Here is a 25,804-nt window from a genome sequence, read left to right as displayed (position 1 = left end):
TTTAAAAAATATATGTGGCTGCTGAACTTCCTGGAATGGTTACAGCAGCGGTTTTCCCGGCAAATTTAATATTAAAATTTTCAGCTGCTTTATTATCGTTCTGAACAATGACAACAGTTTTCCCTGAAGGCGTTTTAAAAGCTGCCGTTGATAAATATTTTGTCTGTGTTGAAGCAATACGCTGAGAGCCTGCAGGAACAAATTTAGAGGCATGGGCTATGATGTAGTAAGCAACATTTCTGGTAAAATTTTCACTATTAGAAATGGTAATGGCTCCCTTACATTCTGTACAGCCGCCATCTGTATGAGGTGCATATTTTGGGTCGTTGGCAAGGTTCCATTCCAATGCAGTTTTGCTCCAGTTTCTCATAGAACCGATGATTACATTTCTCGTATGCCAGTTCAGATCTTCGTTAAAAGTTCCTTTAGAACCTGTCCATTGTTCAGTAAAATATAGGTTTTTATCAGGAAAAGCATCATGAACTGTACTTAGTGCTGAAATATCACCTTCATATAAGTGAAAGGCAGATCCGTCTACATATTGATAGGCTTCAGGATCTTTCAGGATATCAAGAGCATATTCAGGTTTGTTGCAATTGTGGTCGTATACCACAATTTTAGTTTTGATATTGTTTGCTTTAAAAACGGGACCTAAATGACCTTTTATGAAATCTCTCTGCTGATCAGACGGCATATAAAGACTTGGATTATTTCCAGGGTGCAAAGGTTCGTTTTGAGGAGTAATTGCATCAATGGTAATCCCCTCTTTTTTCATTCCCTGAATATATTTTACAAAATAATTGGCATAGGTTCCATAAAATTCAGGCTTTAAACTTCCTCCTTTTGATTTTCCGTTATCTTTCATCCAAGCCGGAGCTGACCAAGGAGCAGCAATGATTTTAATATGAGGATTGATAGACAGAATTTCTTTCAACATCGATATTAAGGCTCTGTCTTTTGCCAAACTGAATTTTGAAAGAGAATCATCGGTTTGCCCTTCAGGCAAATCATCATAGGAAAATACTTCACCATCAAGGTCTGAAGCCCCTATACTTAATCTTAAATAACTGATCGAAATAGAATTTTTATCGTTACCAAAAAGTTCATTAAGCAAAGCTTTTCTTTTTGTCGTAGACAAACGATTGATCACTTCAACACTTCCACCCGTCAATGTATAACCAAAACCGTCTACATATTGAAACTTCTGGGTATCGTCAATTTCAATATTCTGAAAGTTGTTGGTATTATTTATAAATCTGACAGAAGCCTGAGCTTGTAATTTTACACTTTCATCGCCTTTTGTAAGCCAATACTGGATTTCATTTCCTTTATTAGAAGTAACAGATGTACATGATAAAGGAAAAAGTGCCACACCACTAAGTAGTGCGGCACCTCTAAAGAAACTATATAAGTTGTGAAACTTCATGTTTAGTAACCTGGGTTTTGGGTTAAGTTTTGATTATTATCTCTCTGTCCTTGCGGAATAGGCCACAACAGCCTGTTTGGATTAAGATTACCTGCATAAGGAAGTATATTCCCATTACCATCTTTCTGCTGGGAAAGAATGGAAATAGCTGTACCTGTTCTTTTTAGATCAAACCAACGAACTCCTTCAAAGGCAAGTTCCAGTTTTCTTTCTTTAAGCACTTTACCGATTCCGTCTGTTTCAGAGGAAATGGAAACTGGAGAAAGCCCGACTCTTGTTCTTACCTGATTAATATATCCGGCTGCTCCAGTGAAATCACCAGTTCTTACGGCTGCTTCTGCCTGCAGTAAAATGATGTCTGCATAACGAAGAATATAGAAATTTTGGGTTCCGTCTGTTTTTCTCATTTTATACATGAAAGGATAGTTATTACTTGGCCAGTAATTATCAGACCAGGCTACCGGAGAGAATTTAACGGAAGCATTTTTTCTCTGAATATCTCCTTCATCATCAAATGTCTTGACTATATCGTTGGAAGGAACATTAAATTTTTTCCAGTCTGTCCCAAAAAACATCGAGGTTCCCCAAGCCCATACACTTCCTGCATTACCATTGGCTTCAAAGATAGATTCTGCATTTGCTTCGTGATTTCCGTCAAAAAGATTATCATAAACAGGTAGCAGGCTTACACCTGAAATATTGGATGCATATTGTTTTACTTTAGCCCAGTCCGGATTGGGTTTTGATGCATTAGCTTTAGCCAGAAGTCCATAAGCAAGGTTTTTATTGGCTCTGTATTTTTCACTTCCTGCAGGTGCATTAGCCACAGCACTTTCAAGATCAGCAAGAATCATATCATATGCTTCCTGAGCTGATTTTCTTGCAGGATAAACCTGGCTGTATACCTCATCAAAGTTATCTGCATTTACTCCTATTACAGCTTTGGTTACCAAAGGAATATCTCCCCATAACTGTACAGCATGAAAATAATACATTGCTCTCATGATGGATGCCTCAGCTTTCATTTCAGTTTTTCTGGCTGGTGTAAGTGCAGGATCGTTAATTTCATCGATATAATTAAGGATCATATTACAATCATTGATGAATCCGTATAAATATTTCCAGTCTCTTTCTACATTGGAATTGGTCGCAATAATACGATATTCATCCTGCTGAAAATTTTGTATGTTATCGGCTCCTGCATAGGAGACATCCGTCTGTGCATCTCCATTCATGAAATAATCCAACTGCCAGTATTCGTTTCCGAATGCAGAATAAATGGTATTCATTCTGTTTTCTGCATCAGCTGCTGTCTTCAAAGGGTTTGTAACAGAAACACCCTGTTCAGTAATAGGCTCAGTATCCAAAAAATCATTACAGGAAACCGCAGTCAAAAGAACTGATGCTCCAAATAGGTAATATATTGCTTTATTGATTTTCATTGTAAATAGTTTAAAAATTAGCTTTTAACCCGATGATAAAGGTTCTAACCTGTGGATAAGTACCATAATCTATTCCAAAAACAGCTCTTTCTGCACCTGTAGTACCATTGTTAGGACTGAATGCATTCACTTCTGGGTCCATTCCTGAATAATTGGTAATCGTGAAAAGGTTTTGTCCCGTCACATATACATTCAGTTTGCTTACCCCTTTGAAAGGACTCATGAAATTGTATCCTAATGTTACTGCTTTCAGTTTCAGATAAGAACCATCTTCTACAAAACGATCAGAAATAAACTGTGCAGAAGCAGAGTTCGCTCTTGGTACATCTGTAATTTGTCCGGCTGTAGTCCACCGGTTTAATACTGCTGTAGATTGATTTTTATAATCATTCATCATTTCCAGATCAAATCGGGTTGCATTAAATATATCATTTCCTACTGATCCTGTAATAAGCATATCCAGATACCAATTTTTATATTTGAAATTATTGCTGAAACCAAAGGTAAAGTCGGGGTTAGGGTTTCCAATATATCCTCTGTCTTCAGGTTTCAACTCTGTATAAGAAACTACTTTTCCGTTGGCATTTACATACATCATATCTCCATTATTAGGATTTACTCCGGAAGTTTTATATCCGTAGAACATTCCTAAAGGCTGTCCTTCTTCAAATCTAACCAAGGTTCCCATTCCTTCAATATTGGCAGCAGGAATTGTTCTAAGTTCTTTATTAAGATGGGTTATTTTATTATTTGTAAATGAGATATTAAATGAAGTATTCCATGTGAAATTCTCATTTTTAATATTCATTGTATTTAAAGACAATTCCAATCCTTTATTTTCAAGGGAACCTATATTTCTGTAAATTCTAAGCTTCTGAGGACCTAAATCAAATGGTGTAATCAAATTATCCGTCTTTCTTTGATAGGCATCAATACTGAACCTGATACGGTTAGTAAGCAATCCTAAATCTAAACCAATGTTACTATCTGTTGTGGTTTCCCAAGCCAAATCTCCACTGTCATACTGGGAGACTGTATAAACAGGAACTCCATTGGTCCAAAATGGATTGTAAAGATTAAAGTGAGAATAAGCAGGAATTGCAGATGCATTACCGGTTTTTCCCCAGCCTCCTCTTAATTTCAACTCACTAATTACCTTACTATCTGCTAAAAAATTTTCTTTGGAAATCAACCAAGAAGCAGAAGCTCCCGGAAAAAATCCCCATTTATTGCCAGAGGCCAAAGCTGAGTTTCCATTTTGTCTGAAGACCCCCATTACGGTATATTTCCCGTTAAGTGTATAAAGGGCTCTTCCGAAAAATGAAACCTGTCTCAGAATTTCTTTACGGATATCATAGCTTTGATTTTTTGCCAAATCATAACTAAAATTAAAAGTATCATTAGGGAAATTATCACCTCCATAATATTTGCTCTGAAAGTTCCTTTCATTAATCTGAATACCTCCAAGCAAGGAGAAATCATGGATGGATCTTTTCAGGGTATAATTCAATGTATTTTCAAAATTATATTCCTGGAACTGGGTGAATTCCTGAGAACCAATTCCAAATTTTGATCTTCCGTAACTTGTCTGATAACCGTCTGTAAACTTAGTATTTCTGGAATCTATCATATCAAAGGAAACAGAGGGTTTCCAGGTAAGATCTTTTAGAAGTCTCACTTCAAGCCCTAAATTGCTTAAAAACCTCTGAGTAAGTGTTTTATCCTTTCTAGATTGATAAGCTACAGGATTTTCCCATGATGATTGATAAGGATTGGGACCGTACTGCCCTGGTTTATAACCATCTTTTATTGCTCCTGTCACCGGATCATATATTTCAGGATCTGAAGGATTCATTATAACCTGGTTTCCGTATACAGGAAGAAAAGTAGGGGTATTAAATGCACTTAATACAACACCTCCTCTTGCTGTACTTAGATTATCATTCGTATTCGTAAGATTGGTAATAAAATAGTTCACGGTTGAGTTTAATTTTAACCACGGTAAGATAACAGCGTCCAGATTAACTTTTGCCGATGTTCTTTGAAATCTTGAAGGTTTTATAATCCCATCAATATCCTGGTAACCCAATGCAGCGTAAGCTTTAACATTTTCATTGCCAAAGGCATAATTTACGTTATAGTTTTGATCAAAACCTGTTTGGAAAACTTCTTTTGTCCAATCTGTATTAATTCCTGCATAACGAGGATTGTTTGCTGTAGAAAGGTAATCTCCACCACCATTCAGCTTGATATCTCCTAATAACGATCTATATTGATCCTGATTAAGAACATCAATATTTTTCATGGTTTTAGAAAATCCCCAATAGGCATTAAAGTTCAATTGAGGTTTTCCGATCTTTCCTCTTTTGGTTGTAATAATCACAACCCCTGAAGAACCATTGATTCCATAAATTGCTGTAGAAGACGCATCTTTTAGAATCGTCATATCGAGAATGTCATCGGTATTGATCCCGCTGATATCATTGGTCTGTATGCCATCCACCACATACAAAGGGCTTACAGATGATGAGATAGAATTATTACCCCTTATTTTAACTTCTACTCCTGCTCCGGGCTTTCCGGAAGCCTGGGTTACATTCACTCCTGCAGCCTGCCCTTGCAATGCTTGCCCTACATTGTAAATAGGCCTATCATCAAAGGCGTCTGATTTTACAGTAGAAACAGCACTTGTAAGATTCTGCTTTTTAACCCCTCCATACCCTATCATTACAATTTCTTCTATTTTGTTTTCTTTAGAAACCGTGTCCTTCTTGGTTTGGGCACTGAAGTTAGCCGTAAAATAGAGGACGGCAATCACTCCTAGGCTTCTCGATATTCTTACGTTCATATACAGCTATTTGTTTTAATTCTCAAATTGAGACAATAAAAATATATTTTTTTTCATTCAATTAACATTAGATTCACAAATATTTTAATTTTTCGTTTATTATTGAGGGTTAAAAGCCATATCTTAGCACCAATAATTCATAAAAAGTTATAAAAATTCATAAAGCTAATCCCCGAAATGACCGCCAAGATCTCTCATATTTCCCTTCCGTTAAAATTAACTTTTCTTATTTTCTCTATGGTTTTAAACTGTATGGGGCTTATTATCCTACAGCTTTCAGAAGCCAATATCACCTATGGAGAGCTGGGATTTCTGGAATCTTTTAAGGATCTTCCCATTGCTTTTATCTCGCTTTTTGCAGTGGGATTCATCAACAAAACGGGTGCAAAAAAGGCATTGATCTCTGCATTGGCTATTGTGGGGCTATGCTCTTGTCTTCTCCCATTTATAGCAGATTTTTGGTTTTATAAATTATGGTTTGCCATCATCGGAGCCTGCTTTGCTATTGGTAAAATCTGTGTATTTGGGATCATCAGGAATAATATTTCGGATGAAAAATCATTGGCAAAAACAATGAATAGCGTGGAAGCCTCCTTTATGATAGGGATCTTTGTGGTGAATACAGGTTTCGGATGGCTGATTTCAAGCCAATATTCTGAATTCTGGAAATTTGGGTTTCTACTGATTGCCGTTTTATCTGCTGTTACCATTTTTCTAATCTCAAAGACAGAAATAACAGAGTCTAAGCCCTTGGAAAATAAAAGTATCTTCACTGAGCTATCTGGATTTACGACTCCTGTTGTAGCCTTATTTCTGGGTGTCGTTTTCTTTATTGTATTTGTAGAACAAGGTTTCAACTCATGGTTACCCTCTTTTTATAAAAACCATTTGAAAGTGAATTCATTTTTTGCTCTTCAGGCGACTTCTTTTCTTTCTCTTTTTTCATATGCAGGGAGAACAATTACTGCCAATGTCATTCGCAGGTTTTCATTATCAGGTTACTATATTTCGTGTATATTTTTAATTATTGCCTTGCTGCTTACCATTTTAGGAATTCAGTACTTTGGTACTGAAGATTCAAGACTGATCCTTTTCTTATTTCCGGTAATAGGTTTGTTTTTATCGCCGCTCTATCCTGTCATCAATTCAAAAATGATTGCACAGGTTGATAAGGAAAAAGTAAATCTGTTTACTTCTCTTATTGTTATTTTCTCTTCCCTGGGGAGTTCCGTAAGCTCTATTATTATGGCTATACTCTTTGGGAAACAACTGCTAAACTTTTATCCATTATATATTTTATTCTCTGTAATTCTTCTTTTTGTGATTAGTTTGATGTATTTTAACGTCTCAAAAAGATTATATAGAAAATAGTTTTATTTTTACAACCATGAAAATCAAAGACACAAAGAACAAAGAAACACTTCGGGAACTTATAGACACAAAAGATTTCGTTGCTCATATCTCTGTTGACTGTACTATATTCGGCTTTCACAATAATATTCTGAAAGTATTGTTATTAAAGTATCATGATCTGGATCTGTGGTCACTTCCTGGAGGTTTTGTTTTTAATGATGAGGATCTGCGGGAAGCTGCAGAGAGAGTACTTTATGAGAGAACACATCTTCAGAATTTATTTTTAAAGCAGTTTCATACGTTTGGAAGAATTGACCGTACCGAAAATAATGTACATCAAATCCTGCTTAAAAATAAGGGTATAGAAGTACCAGAAGATCACTGGATTTTTCAAAGGTTTATTACCGTGGGTTACTGCAGTCTTATTGATTTTTCAATAACAGATACGTTTCCGGATGCCTTTAATGAAAGCTGTGAGTGGTTCGAAGTCAGCAATTTGCCCAAGATGGCATTCGATCATGACAGAATTATAGAAACGGGTTTGGAATATCTGAGAATGAATATCAATACTGAAGTGGCGGCCAGTAATCTTCTCCCTGAGAAATTTACAATGAAAGACCTTCAGGCTCTTTATGAAACTATTTTAGGCCAAAAATTCAGAAGAAATAACTTCCAGCGAAAAATTTTAAGCCTGAATATTCTGGAGAGACTGGAAAAGCTCTATGATGGTTCGGCCAACAAGGCTCCATACCTGTATAAATTTAAAAGTGAGGTTCACAATGCTACCAACCAGTACCCTATCTCCAATGATGAGGAGATCTAAAATGTGAAATTTATCTCTAAAACAGGGAAAACCTGAATTATCTATTTGAAAACCAGCGTTAATATAAGTTTTCAAAAAAATTTTTCAAACACCACGAAAAATGTTATTTTTAACAAAATCAAAAAATCATGTCATATTATCCTCTTACAAGCATCCCTGATTATTATGGAATTGATGCTTTACTTACTGAAGAACACAAACTGATCCGCCAATCTGTAAGAGACTGGGTTGAAAGTTTTGTAATGCCGCAGATTGATCAGGCAGCCCAAAATCATACAGATATTCCGGGCTTAATGAGAGAATTGGGGAAAATTGGAGCATTAGGTCCCTATATTCCTGTTGAATATGGCGGTTCCGGATTAGATCAGATTTCTTATGGTCTTATCATGCAGGAATTGGAAAGAGGAGATTCTGCAGTACGTTCTGCTGCTTCTGTACAAAGTTCTTTGGTGATGTTCCCAATCAATGAATTTGGTTCAGAGGAACAGAAAAAGAAATATCTTCCGAAGCTTGCTGCAGGAGAAATGATTGGTTCTTTTGGATTAACTGAACCGAACCACGGTTCTGATCCAAGCTCTATGGAAACCTACTTTAAGGATATGGGAGACCACTATCTTTTAAATGGTGCTAAAATGTGGATTACAAATTCTCCTCTTTGCGATATTGCAGTAGTATGGGCAAAGAATGAGGAAGGAAAAATACAAGGATTAATCGTTGAAAGAGGAATGGAAGGCTTCACAACTCCGGAAACGCACAATAAATGGAGCTTAAGAGCTTCCAAAACAGGAGAATTGGTATTCAACGATGTAAAGGTTCCGAAGGAAAACCTGCTTCCGGGAGCTACAGGATTAAAAGGACCTCTATCTTGTCTGAATTCTGCAAGATATGGAATTTCATGGGGAGTAATTGGTGCTGCTATTGACTGCCACTGTACTGCTGTTCAGTATTCTAAGGAAAGAAAGCAGTTTGGGAAACCAATTGGTTCTTACCAGCTTCAACAGAAAAAACTGGCTGAATTTTTAACAGAGATCACAAAGGCTCAGTTATTATGTCTTCAGTTAGGAAATCTTAAGAATGCACACAAGGCTACACCTGCTCAAATTTCAATGGCGAAACGTAACAACGTAAAAATGGCGATTGATATTGCAAGAGAATCAAGACAGATTCTTGGAGGAATGGGAATCATGGGGGAATTCCCGATGATGAGACATGCTGCTAATTTAGAATCTGTAATTACCTACGAAGGAACTCACGATGTTCACTTGTTAATTACCGGTTTGGATATTACAGGAATCAACGCTTTTTAAATAAAGCTCACAATATAATTAAGGAGTCTGATCTACTGATCAGACTCTTTTATTTTACTCACATTTTAGAGAATTGATATTCAATGAATAGCTATTGATGCCTTAATATTTTTGCGGATTTGATAAAACCATTACCTTAATACCACTTAAAAGACAACGATATGAAGAAAATCACTACTTTTCTATTAGGATTTACTGCTCCGTTCTATTTTGCCCAACAGGCAGGCGATGTAGTAAGCGCTGAACAAAAACTGGATTTAACCCCACAGGGCGTTATTAATTTTATTGCCAACAATCTCGGTGAACAAGATGCTCCAGACTTTGCAAGTTATCTCAATAGCTTCAATGTAGGTTTAAAAGGTTATAAAATCACCTATTACACCAAAAATGAAAATAATGCCCTTGTAAAAGCTACCGGACTTCTCATGTATCCCAACGTAGGCTATAAGCTCTCCACTGTTGTATCTGATCACGGAACTACCGACAGCAGGCAGAATGTTCCTTCTAATTTTAAAGGGGCTTTAACTGCCGGATTTGTGGTTGAACTTTCCTACGTCCTCAATGGTTATATTTTGATGGCCCCTGACTATGTAGGGATGGGAACAGGAGATGGTGTTCATCCTTATGTAGACTATGCTACCGAGGCTGGAGCCACCATAGATTTTGTTACGGCTGCTAATAAGGTATTGGCACAATTGGGTATAAAACGTTATGATGAATATTTTTTGGCCGGATATTCTCAAGGGGCGCACGCAGCAATGTCTACCCTAAAAAGATTAAGTATCTCCAACCCTACCAATCTGAAATTTAAGTATGCCTACATGGGAGACGGACCTTATGACTTCTCCGGAGTTACCTTGAATAAAGGAGTTTTAGAAAAAGATTTTTATCCGTTTACTTCATTTCTTGCCAATGTTCTTCATACCTGCAACAATACAGGGTTCAAAACTTATAATACAGATATTTCTGAAGTAATCTCTGCGGAATACCTTGACAAATACAACTACCATGTGGTTCAGGATAACGGCGGTTTATTATGGGGGCCTGTGATCTGGAAGAAGCTCTTCACCAACAATTTCATCAATGATGTCACCAATAACCCGAACAACAAGCTTAGACAGTGTATGAAGCCTAAGGATGTGTACGATTGGTATAACAAAACCCCAATGACACTGGGCCACTCAACCGTTGATTTGGCCATCCCGCCTGAAAACACCTCCAAAACCATTGATGTACAAAGAGGATATTACGCCTGGTGGGATTTGAATAAATATAAACTGGATTCTTTTTATTGGGGACCAATAGGTCATGTTGGCGGAATTCTTCCCTTTACATTAGCGTCCAATGCGAAATTCAATACGCTAAGAAGCGGAGGTCTTCTTAATCAATGGGCAATAGCAGGATCTGTTTTTGGTAAGCAGGCTGCAAACAGTACTGATCAGGAAACCCCTCCTCTATACTCCTCTCAGATCAAGCCTCAACTGGGAAATATGGAACTTCTAGAAATCACAGATTTTAATAAAGAAAAAGCAGCAAGTAGATCCGCAGCAAACCGTAGCCTGTCCTCTTTAGAAGATGGTGTTTATCTTTTAAAAGTGTCGGAAAACAATGAAAGCAAAATGATTCCGTACATTAAAAACACCCCAAAGGAAGTAGCAGAAAATGAGATTGTACAATCAGAAAGCGCAACGCTTTTGAAATTAAAGATCAATCAGGATGAGCTTTCTTCCATCAATATCTTTGACGAAAATAAATCTTTGGTTAAAACTATTTCTAAGGATCAATATCTGAAACAAGACGGGATCAGCCTGCAAAATCTGGATTCCCAGAAGTATACGTTTGAAGTGATAACTTCTTACTACAATCTACAGTTCAGCAAGTCTCTTGGAAAACCATCTGAAAACAATGCTGATATCTTTACACAAAACCGACAGATCAAGGTCAGGGCCAATCAAGACATTAAAAACATCAGTATCTACAACATTTCCGGAGCTTTAATTCTTCAGCAGGAAGTCAATGCTGTTCAATTTGAATCAAGAAGTTTGGATTCCGGAGTTTATGTAGTACAGGTTATCCTTTCCAATGGAAAAGCAATTAATAAAAAAGTTAAATTATAGCACCTAATCCATTTTCTATAAATATCATTTCAAGTTAATTTTTGCACTCCAGCAATGGAGTGCTTTTTATTTTTAAAAAACATTTTCAATTTTTAATATCTCAACGCTGCAGGCTGTTATCTCTTTTACAAAACACAGATAACTCAAAAAAAAATAATTGAAAATATTATTTAAAATCCATAATAATTCCAAGGAAATAAAAAGTTCACAGATGGTATAAAAAAAAGAACCTTATCCGAATAAATAAGGTTCTTTTTTTGTTTTAAAACTTAAACCCTATACTGAAATAGATTCGCGAGAAATCAAGCTGATTATTTCGGGAGATATTAAGGTTAATAGGTCCTAAAAGTGATTCGTAGCCTAAGTTCACTCCATAGCCAAACATGTCATAGCTATCATTAAAGGGAGAAAACTCATCACTCACCTTACCATAGGTAAAGGATGGACTTAGGTATAGCTTTTTCATAATTCTGTACTGAAGAGACAACCCTACTTTAGCTACAGACGTCATTGGTAGCTCTTTTTGACGAAGACCGTTAAATTCCGGGTTTAAAAGGTCAGAATTATATTCACTGCCTCCCAGGTTATATTTTTGGTTTAGAAACAAATAAGGAACCTTATCTTCTCTCTGTGCGCCAAAGCTTGTTCCTAGAAACACATTGGCTTTAGCAGCAAGTCTCCTTGTAATTGGGTAGGCAAAATTCTCATTCAGTGTAAATGAAACCAGATTCTTAGGCTCATAGTAATAAGAGTCCTTAGGATTCAATAAAGGGTATAATAAAGGCTGTACTGTTTCAAGATCATACAATTCATATTGGTTTCCGTAGTAGAATCTTGTGCTCACCTGAAGATGATTTCCTCTTGTAAAGAAGTATCTTTTATTCAGATTATTCTGCTCGAATTTCAAAAATGTATTAAAATTACTGTGATTGTAAAGCTTTTTGCTATAATTATCAAACTTTGCCTGATCTACTTTATCCAGTAAACTGTACATCCTTTCAGTACTGAACTCTGTTCCAAGAGAAATAACAGCATTAGGACTGATATTATAATTTACAGCAATTTTCCCCGTTATGTTTCGGTACATGTGGTTAGGGAATCTTGTATTATAATCCTCATCAAGGCTAAATACCCTGAACGTTAAATCATTACTTTTAAGATGAACAATCTTGGCTTCAAGATCCAGCCACCAATGATCACCGCTTCCCAAGAATCGCTGATAAGCTAATCGAGCCTTAAAACGCTCTGAAACATCGATTGTCGCAAGGAATCTTGATCTGTTGGCAAGAATATTTCTGTAGGTATAATTAACAATAATTCCTACAGACTGTTCAGTATCATAATGAAGAGCCAGCTTAAAAGCTCCTTTTTTTATCTTTTTAACAAAAATATTCATGACAAGGCCATCTCCTGCATTGGTATAGGTATAGTATACCTTTTCATACTGACGCATCCCGAAAACCCTATCTATTGCTTCGTTCACTGTTTTTGCATCATAATACTTTCCTTCGGATAATCTCAGTTCTTTTTTAATAACATCTATTTCAACAGGATCAGTAAGCGGGGTCCCATTTTCTTCGTTAAACGTAAATTTTAAGGTTGGCAGCTTAACCTCTTCAATCATTTCGTGTTCATATGTAATCCCTGCTTTTCGTTGGGCTTCTGCCAGTGCTACAAACTCAGGAAGATGCTTTCTGGCCTCTGTTTCACCAATTTTAATGATTCTTCTGAATCTGGCAAAGTCCTTTGTTGTAATATCTCCCAAAGGGTCTACAAAATCCACCAGAACATTAGAAAGTGCTTTCTGATGCTTGAAATCCTCTACAGAACGAATCGCATGAGTCTGATAGATCATCTTCATCGGATTTTCAATTTCCTTTTTGGTGAAAAGTCTGAAGCCGGTGTATCCTCCGATCACAAAGTCAGCACCCATCTGGCGGACTTCATTGGCAGGATAATTACGATCCAATCCCCCATCTACCAATAGCTTTCCATCAATATAAACCGGTGCAAATGCAGCAGGTATTGCCAATGTAGAACGGATGGCTAATGGCAATGATCCTTTTTTCTGCATAATCAAACCTCCATTTTCAATATCTGAAGAAGTAAGTTCCACAGGAATACGTAACTGGCTGAAATCGTTGATGTGTTTTGCATTAAATGTAAGGGTATTCAGAACCTCACCCATATACTGTCCCTCAATGTAGGAACTCGGAAGCGTCGGAACTCCTTTTACTACCGGAAACTCAAGAATATATTTATCATATTCATCCTTTTCACTGATATTAACCTTGCTATAAGGGATTTTGTTGCTTAAAATTCTGTTCCAGTCTACCTTATAAATAGTTTTCTTTAGTTGATCAGCATTGTAACCCATTGCATATAAACCGCCAAGAATTCCTCCCATACTGGTTCCTGTAATATAATCCACTTTAATTCCCAGAGAATCAATCATCTTCAAAATACCGATATGTGCAAATCCCTTTGCTCCACCTCCACTCAGTGCCAATCCAAACTTGGTATCCTTAGTGATATTTTGTAATCTGACATTCAGGGAATCGTTTATTTGCTGGGATTGAAGTGATAAAGAAAAAACGATTGTAAAAAATATCAGGAGCTTTTTCATGTGACTGCCAATTTTATAAGGTAAAAGTGAAAAATTTTGCAGTAAATATACAATTATACTCCAAAATTTAAGAAAAAAACAACAGCCATCACCCTCAAAAAAAGCTTAAAAAGTCATTAAAATATCTGCTTAAAGCATACGAAGAGTACCGTAACAGGAATGTATTTTTACCTAATAAGATTTTATACTCTCTACAAAATTGATATCCGGGTTCAGAATCTCCAGAATAAGACTTTTCACAGACTTCATGGCATCATCAATATCTCCTTTATCAAACTGTAAGGATACCATTCCCTTTTTAGCCTCAGCAAAACTCCAGATTCCTGTTTCAATCGGGAATCCCCAAAACTCAGGAAGATGCTGCACCACATAATGATAAATACAAAGCTGAAGAGCCTGCTTTCTATCACTGTTATGGAAATAGTCAGCCACATTATTTTCATCAATCTTTACATTGAGATTTTTGATCTTGGCTGTTTTATAGTCAATGATTCTTAGCGTCCCGTTTAACTTATCGATCCTGTCAATGAATCCCAGAAATGAAATTTTGTCATTTCCATCCAAATAAAAATCTACATTTTCAAACTTTCTTTCGATGTCTACAATCTCTAATTTATTTCCTTGTTGTACCAATTCAAGATCATGGTTCAGGACATTTTCAATCACCTTTTTGGCAATAGCTTTATGGATGTAGTTCATCCCCTTTTCGTAGAATTCCGGTTGATGCTTAAGCTTCTCAATAGCTATTTCTATATACCTATCTATCGCTTTAACTGAATCTTTTAAATCGCTTTCTTTTAAAACCTTACCCTTAAGAACCTCATACACTTCTTGAAGTGAATAATGCACCAGGTTCCCATAGTTTTTTACAGACAGTTCTTCCTCAATTTCATCCGACTCTGAAGTATTTAAAATCTTGGATAAGTAAAAATCTATCGGGTTATAAAGATAACTTGTAAGGTGGGAAGCGGATACTTTTTCCTTCCATTTTTGGAGACGTTCCTGTACAATTTCTGTCTTGGAAATTTCTATTGGTTTGGTAGCAATTGGCTCAGAAGAATTTTCAATAATTAAATGTTCAATCTCATGTGAGCTTTCCATTTCAATCTGCGTAATAAACCTGCTCTTCTCTCCCGTATTAACTCCAGAACTTAGAGCATTATACAAAAGGTGAACATTTTTCGCATCCTGAATCAGCCTATAGAAGTGATAGGCATAAATACTGTCATTTTCCAGGAATGTATGAAGATCAAAGAATCTCCTGATATCGAAGGGAATATAAGTATTCTGTGAATTCCCCAATGGCAGCTTCCCTTCATTAACGGAAAGCAAAATTACATTTTCAAAATTCAGAAGACGCGTTTCCAGCAATCCCATAATCTGTAGTCCCCTCAATGGCTCTCCCTGAAAATCTATACTCTCAGAATTAATATGCTGATTAATCAGAATTTCCAAGGTTTCCATTTTAATCTGGATATTGTATGGGGTCAACTGGTTCTTAATAATCCTGAACGCATTTTCAAAATGAGAAACATTCTCATACTGAATATCATCAATTTTAAGCCATTTTACTTTCTGACAAAAGTCTATAAGCACATCCAGATAAACATTGGTACTTGTGGCCTTTTGAAGAAGTCCGAAATAAGACAAACTACCCAACAGCTCATGTAAAAGCTTTCTGGAGATATAAACAATATTTCGTTCTTCTATCTTGGTCTTAAAATCATTGATAATCTGCTCATCTTCAGCAGACTTAGGAAGCTCCTCCAGAATTGGAAATATATCTCTGTAGTAATAAGACGATTTATTTTTCTCCAGCTGCTTTTGCAGATAGAAAAGTCTTTTCACTGCATTAGAAAAGGAAAGATTCTTCAACGGAAAACCCATTGTAATATTCAGGTTGTCAACACCGTGCATTACATCCAGGCTCGCAGGAAGAAGATTTTCATCCAACAGTACTACCGCCGTATTGGAATAGGTTTTATTGTTAATTTCCTTAAAGATCTCCGGCAAAACCTTAGTCTGCGTCACATTTCCGGAAACTTCATATACCTTGATCTTTTTGGGTTGGTTAAAATCATCCTCAATCCATTGAAAAGCTCTGTTATCATCAAACTCTTTCCATGTTTTATGATTTCTGAGGAATTTTCCGGCCTCTTGTCTTTCATCATCAAAATAATAACGGTCTGCCTGAAAGAAGCACTGTGCTTTATTCCATTGTAAAAGACTTCTTACCAATTTCTCTTCAACCGGCGTAAAGGCATTAAATCCGCAGAAAACAAATTGCTCTGAGGTATTCTTTGCAAAATCTATGATACTCGCTTTAGCAGCCTCGTGGATCATTCCTGAGGTAGCCCAGTTCTTCTCCTTTAGTCTTTCTTTTAATGTTGGAAGAAAAACATTCATATTCTGCCAAAAATTAAGGAACTTCTTTCTCGGAACATCATCATCCTCTCCCAAATCCTGTGCCCATTCCTTGATCCTTTCCTCATCAAACATATACTGCAGAACCGCCTGATCATTATCTGAAAATTTCAGAATATCATCCCAGTCTTTCTGTAAGGTGGGAAACCATTTCAGGAATTCTGCAAAATCATCATTGGGAATAAGATTAAGGCTTCGGTACACATCAAACGAAAAAAGCCAGAGTGGAATTCCCTGGATAACCTGTTTGTCTGCAATGGTATTAATCAGCTCCTCTACTGTAAAAAAGTTGGGAAGAAATCCCGAATAATTATTTTCCTCAAGAATCTGTCTTATAAATACAATGGGACGCTTTCCCGGCAGAATAATGTTGAACGCAGAGAGATCCGGGTTTTGGTCCAGCAGTTCGTGTATGATCTTATTGAGGAATTTCAAGGGGTTTGATAGCTTTTAAGGTTTTCTAGTTCTTCAGAAATGAGGGCATTATATTCTGCCTGCTTTTCCTTGTTCATCCCATGACGGGTTTCTTTATCATAGGAAATCTGAAAATTTTTATAGTTGTTGGATATCTCGTTATAAACAGCTTTAAATAATTTATTATAATCGCCGGAGGTTCTTACTTTTTCAGAAACAATCTTCCGAAATTTTCTTACAAAAAGTTCCGCAATATCAAAATGCTTTTGCTCATGCAGCAAGATATAATCATTTATTTTTTTTGCATCTTTCCAGGACTTGTCTTCGTTGAAGATGGTTTTTATTTCAATTTTAACGGGTGACTTTGGGTTTGTAGATTTTACTACAGAATATTCCCAACCACAATTGGTATACGCTGCCACGTCCGGATTATTTTTTCTATTGATCGGGCTTTTAAAATTATCCCACATCAGTTTTTGGTCTTCCTGCCAGTAAATTTTCTGCCCAAAGATCATATTGGCAGTCAGTAAACAAAATGCAAAAGTTAATTTCATTATTTTACCACAATGGTTTTGGTAATCCAGCTATTTCCTCCATTCCAGAATTTGAAAGTATACTTTCCTTCCAGTTGTGGGCGGAAATTGATTTGATTAGCTCCAGTAAAGCTCTGTTGGGTACAAGGGCCACCAGTAATATACTTGTAGGCAGTAATAGACCTCCCAAACGGACTATCATGAATATAATCATATCCATAGAATCCCTGACACTGAGAAGAATATCTGGAATATGTCTTGATACTCTGTACCGCAAAAACATCCATGGTATCGCTTACAATTTTCACACTGTCTATTTTGATTTTGTCAATAGATTCAATGGTCTCATAATCATCATCATTACAAGACACTGTAAGTAAGCCAAACAATAGTGCTGAAAAACCAATATTTAAAAGTTTTTTCATAACCTTTAATTTTGCGATTATTAATAAATATTTAGCAAAAATTATTCCTTAATTAAACAAAATTAAGAATTAAAATTACCTTTTGATAAATAAACTACTTTTTTAGTATCAAAAAACTCTTCGTCAAAATAATTTTTAAGATTGAAAATTTCACATCTAAGTCCGGCAAGCTCTTCTGCAAGATCACCGCCTTTTAAATATAAAATTCCATTATGCTTAGGATTAAACTGTTCTTTTTCAAACTTCCCTTTTAGCCATCTTAAAAATTCCGGCATCTGAGTTACGGCTCTACTGACTACAAAGTGGAATTTTTCCTTTAATTTCTCTGCTCTTCCGTGGATGGCAGTTACATTTTTCAATCCAACTCCCTCAGCAACAGCATTTACCACGCTGATTTTTTTTCCAATGGAATCAATAAGCGTAAATTCTGACTCAGGAAATAAAATGGCCAGTGGAATCCCAGGAAAACCTCCTCCGGTACCAATATCCAGTACTTTAGTTCCCGGTGCAAATTCCATTACTTTTGCTACACCCAAGGAGTGTAGAATATGCTTTTCATACAACGATTCCATATCTTTTCTGGAAATCACGTTGATCTTTTCATTCCATTCATTGTACAGTTCTTCCAGTTTTGCAAACTGTGTTAGCTGTGTTTCTGTAAGATCCGGAAAATATTTTAATAGTAACGATGTAGACATGTGAATTATTATAATCTACAAAAATAAGTTTTATTTCTCTTGTAGTCAAATCTACTTTTCCCGATCACTCTCAAAAATCAAATCACCAATCACAATATTATTTTGCAATATTCGGAATTACAGGCACATTCAGATTTCCGGACTGGCTGACTGTCTGTATAGCAAAAATATAATTATCCTTTGAAAATGGTATTCTGGCAGAAAGTTCTGTTGTAAATATTTTCTTTTGCCACACAGGACTGTCTGTTTCCCGAATCAAGACAAAATACCCTGCCGGTGTTCCTGATTTTGGTTTTTGCCAGTGAAGCGTTGTAAAGTTAGTAAGTTCCTTAACGTCCATTTCTACCCGCTCGGGTTTCGAGGTAGACTTTGCAAGACTTGCCAGCACGGCAACATTGGCAGCAACGTTTTTTTTCAGATACTTAAAATCTATAAATTCTGGCAGATCACCATATTGCTTGTTGTTTTCTACTCGTATGTCCTGATGCTGATGATCATAATTTTCGTAATATTCTGTAAGTCTTACTGATGGAAACCCATTGGTAACAAAGCTGGTATGATCTCCTCCGCGTAAAAACCGGTCATTCCTGTAGATCATTTTTACATTAAGGTTCTTTACATATTGTTCTGTAATTTCTTTGATGTAACGGGCAAGTTGTCTGGAATCACTATCATTTTCAAGTCCCAGATTTCTAATGGTTGGTGCTTTTTTATCCATCTCCATGTACGGCAACCCTTCACTGAATACTCGTAATGTGCCGGTATTGATTTCCCCCGTCTCACTAGCTTTTGGATTACCAATCATATCATTATTCAGAACGGCTTCTAACTGTAGATTTTCTTTTTTAATTTTCTCTGCAAGAAGTCTGGAACCCAGCAGCGACTGTTCTTCCCCTGAAAAAGCGACAAAAATAATGGAAGCCGGAAACGAGGATTTGCTTAGTATTCTTGCAGCTTCTATCACAGCACTCACGCCACTGCCATCATCGTTGGCACCAGGGGCTACTGAAGTTCTGTTCATCACATCTGTCACCCTTGAATCTAGATGTGCTCCAATCAGGAAAACTCTTTTATCATTAGGATCTGTACCTTTCAGGAAGGCAATGGCGTTGCCTAGGTTCACCGTCTTATCAATACGTTTTCCATCCGGCTGCAGATCTTCCTGCTGAAGATACACCTCCATTCTTCCACCTGAGTTTTTCGCATAGCTTTTAAATTGTTGAATAACCCAGTTCCTTGCAGCTCCAATCCCTTGTTTTGGATCATCTGTTGTACTTAAAGTATGCCTTGTCTGGAAACTTACAAGTTTGCTGATATACGACTTTAATGAATCTTCATTTACCTGTGAAACGTATTTCTTTACTTCATCATCTTTTAAACGTCCCTGAGAAAAGACTGTACAGGAAATTAACAATAGAAAAACGGAATATTTCATAAAATAGATCTTAGATAACTTAAAGATACAAAACCCTGAGTTTTGGAAGCATCTTTTTATTCTTTTATTAGCTATCTTGAAAGTTGAAGCAACAAAAAAACCTAGTAAAAAGGCATTATATGGCTTAAATGCCCTCAAATTCACCAATAGAAAGTTATATTATTTCCAAACAAGGTGATTTGATTGAAACCTGACAAATATCTTTAAAGCAACCCTATTTTTATTACTTCTACAACATGTTTTTATTCTATATTTGTTAAAATTCAAAAAATACATGGACAAACTTTCAGATAGAGTAAAAAGATTAGGTTACTCACAGACTTTTGTAATGTCTAATAAAGCCAGAGAAATGAAAGCTAACGGAATAGATGTTATTAGCTTAACTCTTGGCGAACCGGATTTTGATGTTCCGGATAATATCAAACAGGCAGCCTTTGATGCCATCAATCAAAACTATAGCCACTATTCTCCTGTTCCGGGATTTCTTGAACTACGCGAGGCTATTGCTTACAAATTAAAAAGAGATAACAACTTAGAATATAAACCAACACAAATCTGTGTTTCCAATGGGGCTAAACAGGCTATTTTAAATGTTCTTGCAGCCATTATTAATGATGGGGATGAAGTTTTACTTCCTGCTCCTTATTGGGTAAGCTATGATGAAATGGTAAAAATGATGGGCGGAAATTCTGTGATGCTTCCAACATCTTACGTTACTGATTTCAAGGTTACAGCAGAACAGATTGAGTTGGCGATTACAGATAAGACCAAGGCCATTCTTTTCAGTTCACCATGTAACCCTTCTGGGGGATACTACACCTATGATGAATTAAAATCTATCGCCAAGGTAATTGCCAAATATCCTCACGTTACGATTATTTCAGATGAGATCTATGAATTCATCAATTATGAAACAAAAACCACTTCCATTGCCCAGTTCCCTGAAGTGTATGAACAGACTGCTGTAATTAACGGAATGTCAAAGGCCTTTGCAATGACCGGATGGAGAATCGGGTATTCAGCTTGTCCGGAATGGTTGGCAAAAGCTTGCGAAAAAGTACAGGGACAGATGACAAGTGGTGCAAATACGATGGCTCAAAGAGCATCTATCACAGCTTTAAAAACAGATCCATCAGAATACAAATACATGATTGATGCCTTTAAAAAGAGAAGAGATCTTGTATATGAACTGATTAAGGAAATTCCTGGTTTCAAAGTATTGCTTCCAAAAGCTGCATTTTATTTCTTCCCGGATATTTCTTATTACATCGGAAAGACATTAAACGGAACAGAAATTAAAAACTCTGATGACTTTGCTATGTTTCTTTTAGAAAATGCTCGTGTTGGATGCGTGGGAGGTTTTTCATTCGGAAGTCCTGAGTGCATCAGATTCTCTTATGCTGCCTCTGAAGAAGATTTAAGAGAAGCAATGAAGCGAATTAAAGATTTGTTAGACCAATTCAATTAAGAATTTTAAAAATAAATAAAACACATCTCAACTACAATGAATCTGTTAAAAAAACTAACAATCGTTTCAAGCATTGCTGCGGCAAGTTTTGCGGGTCATGCTTTCGGACAGGATTTTCAGTGGAAAGAAGCTACTTCCAATGGCTATAAGTACAGGTATGTTACCAACGACCCTACTTCAGCAAGATATTATACTTTAAAAAATGGGTTAACTGTTATTCTGAGCCCTACCAATAAGGAGCCAAGGATTCAAACCTATATTGCTACAAAGGCAGGAAGCAAAACAGATCCCGCAGATCATACAGGGCTTGCTCATTATCTTGAACACATGCTCTTCAAAGGAACCAATCAGTTTGGATCTAAAGACTGGGCAAAAGAAAAACCTCTTTTAGACCAGATTGATGCTCTTTACGAGAAATACAATCAGACAAAAGATGAAGCTAAAAGGAAAGAAATCTACAAAGAAATTGACAGAGTTTCTGGAGAGGCTGCCAAGTATGCTATTGCCAATGAATATGACAAAATGATGGCCGGTATGGGCGCTGATGGCACCAATGCCTTTACTTCTTTTGAACAGACTGTATACACAGAGGATGTTCCCTCTAACGTTATTGATAAATTTCTGGCTGTACAGGGAGAAAGATTCAGGGAGCCGGTACTTAGACTTTTCCATACGGAGCTTGAAGCGGTATATGAAGAAAAAAACAGATCTCTTGATGATGATGGAGATAAGGTTTTTGATATGATGTTTGCGAACCTTTTCCCTAATAACAATTATGGAAAGCAAACTACTATCGGAACCATTGAACACCTGAAAAACCCTTCTCTGCATGCCATCAGAGAATATTATAACAATTACTATGTTCCCAACAATATGGGGATCATCATGTCCGGAGATTTCAATCCTGATGAAGTAATTACCAAGATTGACAAGGCCTTCTCTTACATGAAATCCAAGCCTGTTCCTGAATACAAAATCGGACAGGAAAAAGCGATAGCTTCTCCGGTAATCAAGGAAGTTGTAGGACCAGATGCAGAAAGTGTAATGCTTGGCTTCAGATTCCCAGGAGCTTCAACAAAGGATGCAAGATTATTAAATTTTGTAGGAAGCATGCTTACCAACGGTCAGGCAGGGCTAATTGACCTTGATTTGGTGAAAAAACAAAAGCTGCTGGGAGCCTTTGCTTTCCCTTATGCTCTGAAAGATTATTCAGTTTTATTACTACAGGGAAAACCTACTGAAGGACAATCTTTGGATGAAGTAAAAAATCTTCTTATTCAGGAAATTGATAAATTAAGAAAGGGTGAATTCTCTGATGATTTAATTCAATCCATCGTAAACAACGAAAAGAAGAACATCATTCAGAAAGATGAAAAATATTCTTCAAGAGCAAGTCTTTTGATGGATGAGTTTACTTCAGAAGTTGATCACAAGGCCAACCTTGAATATGTTGAAGAAATCTCCAAGCTGACTAAAAAGGATATCATGGATTTTGCAGCGAAATATCTTCAAAACAACAATTATGTAGCAGTTTACAAGAAAAAAGGTGAAGATAAGAGCATTGTAAAGGTAGACAAACCTACCATCACTCCGGTTTCTGTAAACAGAGAAGACCAGTCTCCTTTCCTTAAGAAAATTGACGAAATGCCGGAAAAAGCCATTGCTCCGGTTTGGCTGAACTACGATAAAGATATCACCAAAAATAAACTGGGTGATGTAGATGTACTTTCTGTAAAAAATACAGATAATGCTTTATTCAGAATGTACTATCACTTCGATTCCGGAAAATGGAACAATAAAATGCTTCCATTGGCTGCAGAATATCTTCAGTATCTTGGAACGAATGATAAGTCTTCTGAAACCATCAGTAGAGAATTCTATAAACTGGCATCTAGCTTTAATGTAAGTGCCGGAAATGAAGAAACCTATGTATCTATAGAAGGCTTAAATGAAAACTTTGATAAGTCCATTGCACTATTTGAGGATCTGATCAGAAACTGTAAGGCAGACCAAGCTGCACTGGATGCTTATAAAGCGAGACTAAAAAAAGCCAGAGCCAATGCCAAGCAAAACAAGGCAACGATCATGGCAGGATTGAGAAGCTACGCACAATATGGCGCGCAAAATCCATTCAACAATGTATTGAGTGATGCTGAGCTTGATGCATTAAAAGCTGAAGATTTGATTAATATTCTTCATGATTTATTCAACTTTAAACATAAGGTATTGTACTATGGACCAAAGTCGGGAGATGAACCAGTAGCTTCACTGAAGCCTATTCATAAACTTCCTGCAAGCCTTAAGGAGCTTCCTAAGACCAAGACGTTTGTTCAGATCCCAACGGATAAGAATAAGGTACTATTCGCTCATTACGACATGGTACAGGCCGAAGTATTCTGGGTAAGAAATTCAGATCAGTACAATCCTACCCTTACCCCTACTGTAAGCTTGTTCAATAACTACTTTGGAGGAGGAATGGGATCTATTGTATTCCAAACCATCAGAGAATCTAAAGCACTAGCCTATTCTACTTACTCTTATTTTGCTCTTCCAAGCAAGAAATCGGATAAAGACATGGTGATGGCTTATGTAGGAACTCAGGCAGATAAATTCAACGAGTCTACTACGGCAATGAATGAACTTCTGACAACACTTCCAAAGTCTGAGCAATTGTTTGAAACAGCAAAAAGCGGATTGAAAAAATCTATAGCTTCTGAAAGAATTTCTCAGGATGGCATCATCTTCTCCTATCTAAAGGCCCAAAGACTTGGAAATAACTTTGATATGAGAAAGAACGTCTATGAACAGGCACCAAAATTGTCTTTCGCTGACATTAATGCTTTCCACGACAAGGAAATGAAAAATAAGAATTACACCTACTGTCTTGTCGCAGCACAAGATAAAGTAAATGAAGCCGATATGCAGAAATTAGGCGAGGTAAAAAAACTCAATCTAACAGAAGTATTTGGTTACTAAAATCAACAAAAGGTCCTGATTTCAGGGCCTTTTTATTTAATAACATGTCAAAAACAATTATAGATTTTATTTATCGATATTCGTTTGTTCGATAGATAAAACTTCTCTATATTTGCATTAGAAATTTAAATATAAAAACAGAAAATTATGTCTTTAGTAGGAAAAAAATTCCCGAATTTAACAATCGACGCAATGTCTGAAATGGGTGACGATTTAAAAATCAACATCCTTGAAGAAGCAACAAAAAACCAACAGAAAGTACTTTTATTCTGGTACCCTAAAGATTTCACTTTTGTATGCCCTACTGAGCTTCACGCTTTCCAGGAGGCTTTAGGTGAATTCGAAAAAAGAAACACTAAAGTAATCGGTGCATCTTGTGATACTAACGAAGTACACTTTGCATGGTTGAACACACCAAAGGATAACGGTGGTATCGAAGGGGTAACTTACCCACTTTTAGCTGATACTCACAGACAATTAGCAAACACTTTAGGAATCGTAGATCAGGATTTCGAATATAACGAGGAAGGAGAAGAAGTTTTCACAGGTTCTAACGTAACTTACAGAGCAACTTACCTTATCGACGAAACTGGAAAAATCTTCCACGAAGCGGTAAACGATATGCCTCTAGGAAGAAACGTAAAGGAATTCTTAAGATTAATCGACGCTTACACTCACGTTCAAAAACATGGTGAAGTATGTCCTGCAAACTGGGAAGAAGGTAAGGATGCTATGAAAGCTGACAGAACTTCTACAGCAGAATACTTAGCAAAAAATTAATATTTTAATATAACAATGTAACAATCTAACAGGATAACAATTTTAAAAGTTTTTTTGAATTGTTAGATTGATAAATTTTTAGATTGTTACATTGTTTATTTTCTAAAAATAAAATTATGTACACAGAATTAACAGAAGATACATTACAGAATATTGTAAATGACAACGAAAAAGTAGTTGTTCAATATGGTGCAACATGGTGCGGAAACTGCAGAATCATGAAGCCAAAATTCAAGAAATTAGCATCTGAGAATGACGCCATTCCTTTCTTATATGTAGATGCCGAAAAGCTTCCTGAAAGCAGAAAACTAGCAAAAGTAGACAACCTGCCTACATTCGCGATCTTTAAAAATGGTGAATTGGTAAACCAGGTTCAATCTAACCAGGCTGAAAGTTTAATTAACCTTTTTAACGAATTATCATAATGAAATTACCAGTAATCAGACAATTCTATCAGAATCAGACCCCTGAGAACCTTGAAAAAACATTAGAAGTTCTGGAAAGCTTCTGCGAGTTCAGAGGAACAAGTGAAGAAGACCTAAATGTTGCAGGAGAGCTTATTACAAACATTTGCGGAGCTTTGGAAGTTCATGCTAATGTACAAAACGGAATGAGCGAAAAAGACGCCCTAAACTCATTTGCACAAAAGGTTTTAGGCTCCATCGATAAATAATCTTTTACTTACTAAAGATTATAAAAACACAAAATA

The 25,804-nt window shown here is 36.4% G+C and carries 18 protein-coding genes; 9 read left to right on the top strand and 9 right to left on the bottom strand.

The annotated features are described in order from the left end of the window. Window position 1 precedes the first annotated feature (1 nt). The 3 genes from EG359_RS01455 to EG359_RS01445 are packed head-to-tail and all read right to left on the bottom strand — an operon-like array spanning window position 2 to window position 5,716. Window positions 2-1,426 (bottom strand): glycoside hydrolase family 30 protein, encoded by a 1,425-nt coding sequence (locus EG359_RS01455; RefSeq protein WP_076355705.1) that lies wholly within the window; start codon window positions 1,424-1,426, stop codon window positions 2-4. Between the two features lie 2 nt (window positions 1,427-1,428). After that, on the bottom strand, window positions 1,429-2,868 hold the full coding sequence (locus EG359_RS01450; protein ID WP_076355707.1) for a RagB/SusD family nutrient uptake outer membrane protein: 1,440 nt from the start codon (window positions 2,866-2,868) through the stop codon (window positions 1,429-1,431). Between the two features lie 10 nt (window positions 2,869-2,878). After that, a complete protein-coding gene (locus tag EG359_RS01445) occupies window positions 2,879-5,716 on the bottom strand; it encodes a SusC/RagA family TonB-linked outer membrane protein (protein ID WP_076355709.1) in 2,838 nt (945 codons plus the stop codon). Window positions 5,717-5,893: 177 nt separating this feature from the next. Here EG359_RS01445 and EG359_RS01440 point away from each other — a divergent pair, with 177 nt between their 5' ends. The 4 genes from EG359_RS01440 (at window position 5,894) to EG359_RS01425 (ending at window position 11,316) form a co-directional block, all read left to right on the top strand. After that, on the top strand, window positions 5,894-7,087 hold the full coding sequence (locus tag EG359_RS01440) for an MFS transporter (RefSeq protein WP_076355711.1): 1,194 nt from the start codon (window positions 5,894-5,896) through the stop codon (window positions 7,085-7,087). A gap of 16 nt (window positions 7,088-7,103) precedes the next feature. Continuing rightward, window positions 7,104-7,892 carry an NUDIX hydrolase gene (locus tag EG359_RS01435; protein WP_076355713.1) on the top strand — a complete coding sequence of 263 codons (789 nt, stop codon included), beginning with the start codon at window positions 7,104-7,106 and terminating at the stop codon, window positions 7,890-7,892. Between the two features lie 128 nt (window positions 7,893-8,020). After that, complete coding sequence (locus tag EG359_RS01430; RefSeq protein ID WP_076355715.1) at window positions 8,021-9,199, top strand: acyl-CoA dehydrogenase family protein; 1,179 nt, start codon at window positions 8,021-8,023, stop codon at window positions 9,197-9,199. A 161-nt stretch (window positions 9,200-9,360) separates the two neighbouring features. Further along, window positions 9,361-11,316, top strand: a complete 1,956-nt coding sequence (locus tag EG359_RS01425) for a T9SS type A sorting domain-containing protein (protein WP_076355717.1) — start codon at window positions 9,361-9,363, stop codon at window positions 11,314-11,316. A gap of 262 nt (window positions 11,317-11,578) precedes the next feature. Here the strand turns inward: EG359_RS01425 and EG359_RS01420 are convergent, their stop codons facing one another. From EG359_RS01420 to EG359_RS01395, 6 genes are all read right to left on the bottom strand, one after another. After that, a complete protein-coding gene (locus EG359_RS01420) occupies window positions 11,579-13,942 on the bottom strand; it encodes a patatin-like phospholipase family protein (RefSeq protein WP_076355719.1) in 2,364 nt (787 codons plus the stop codon). A gap of 171 nt (window positions 13,943-14,113) precedes the next feature. Next, window positions 14,114-16,801: a PD-(D/E)XK nuclease family protein gene (locus EG359_RS01415; protein WP_076355721.1), complete on the bottom strand. Its 2,688-nt coding sequence runs from the start codon at window positions 16,799-16,801 to the stop codon at window positions 14,114-14,116. After that, window positions 16,798-17,334 carry a DUF922 domain-containing protein gene (locus EG359_RS01410; RefSeq protein ID WP_076355723.1) on the bottom strand — a complete coding sequence of 179 codons (537 nt, stop codon included), beginning with the start codon at window positions 17,332-17,334 and terminating at the stop codon, window positions 16,798-16,800. Before EG359_RS01410 ends, EG359_RS01415 begins: the two co-directional genes overlap by 4 nt. Then, window positions 17,334-17,738 carry a hypothetical protein gene (locus EG359_RS01405; protein WP_076355725.1) on the bottom strand — a complete coding sequence of 135 codons (405 nt, stop codon included), beginning with the start codon at window positions 17,736-17,738 and terminating at the stop codon, window positions 17,334-17,336. Before EG359_RS01405 ends, EG359_RS01410 begins: the two co-directional genes overlap by 1 nt. 62 nt (window positions 17,739-17,800) lie before the next feature. Beyond that, the gene (rsmG, locus tag EG359_RS01400) at window positions 17,801-18,436 is read right to left on the bottom strand and encodes a 16S rRNA (guanine(527)-N(7))-methyltransferase RsmG (protein WP_076355727.1); all 636 of its coding nucleotides are present in this window, start codon (window positions 18,434-18,436) and stop codon (window positions 17,801-17,803) included. 97 nt (window positions 18,437-18,533) lie between these two features. After that, a complete protein-coding gene (locus EG359_RS01395; protein WP_076355729.1) occupies window positions 18,534-19,871 on the bottom strand; it encodes a M20/M25/M40 family metallo-hydrolase in 1,338 nt (445 codons plus the stop codon). A 274-nt stretch (window positions 19,872-20,145) separates the two neighbouring features. On the opposite strand from EG359_RS01395, the gene EG359_RS01390 reads away from it, so the two are divergent. The 5 genes from EG359_RS01390 (at window position 20,146) to EG359_RS01370 (ending at window position 25,768) form a co-directional block, all read left to right on the top strand. Next, the gene (locus EG359_RS01390) at window positions 20,146-21,339 is read left to right on the top strand and encodes a pyridoxal phosphate-dependent aminotransferase (protein WP_076355731.1); all 1,194 of its coding nucleotides are present in this window, start codon (window positions 20,146-20,148) and stop codon (window positions 21,337-21,339) included. 36 nt (window positions 21,340-21,375) lie between these two features. After that, window positions 21,376-24,315: a M16 family metallopeptidase gene (locus EG359_RS01385; RefSeq protein WP_076355733.1), complete on the top strand. Its 2,940-nt coding sequence runs from the start codon at window positions 21,376-21,378 to the stop codon at window positions 24,313-24,315. Window positions 24,316-24,462: 147 nt separating this feature from the next. Beyond that, window positions 24,463-25,095, top strand: a complete 633-nt coding sequence (locus tag EG359_RS01380; protein ID WP_076355735.1) for a peroxiredoxin — start codon at window positions 24,463-24,465, stop codon at window positions 25,093-25,095. Between the two features lie 116 nt (window positions 25,096-25,211). Beyond that, window positions 25,212-25,520 carry a thioredoxin family protein gene (locus EG359_RS01375; protein ID WP_076355737.1) on the top strand — a complete coding sequence of 103 codons (309 nt, stop codon included), beginning with the start codon at window positions 25,212-25,214 and terminating at the stop codon, window positions 25,518-25,520. Continuing rightward, window positions 25,520-25,768 (top strand): DUF6952 family protein, encoded by a 249-nt coding sequence (locus EG359_RS01370; protein WP_002980002.1) that lies wholly within the window; start codon window positions 25,520-25,522, stop codon window positions 25,766-25,768. The genes EG359_RS01375 and EG359_RS01370 overlap by 1 nt, the downstream gene beginning before the upstream one ends. Window positions 25,769-25,804 lie beyond the last annotated feature (36 nt).

The sequence above is a fragment of the Chryseobacterium joostei genome, assembly GCF_003815775.1.
Classification (GTDB): Bacteria; Bacteroidota; Bacteroidia; order Flavobacteriales; family Weeksellaceae; genus Chryseobacterium; species Chryseobacterium joostei.
This window is presented reverse-complemented; position numbering and strand designations above follow the sequence as displayed.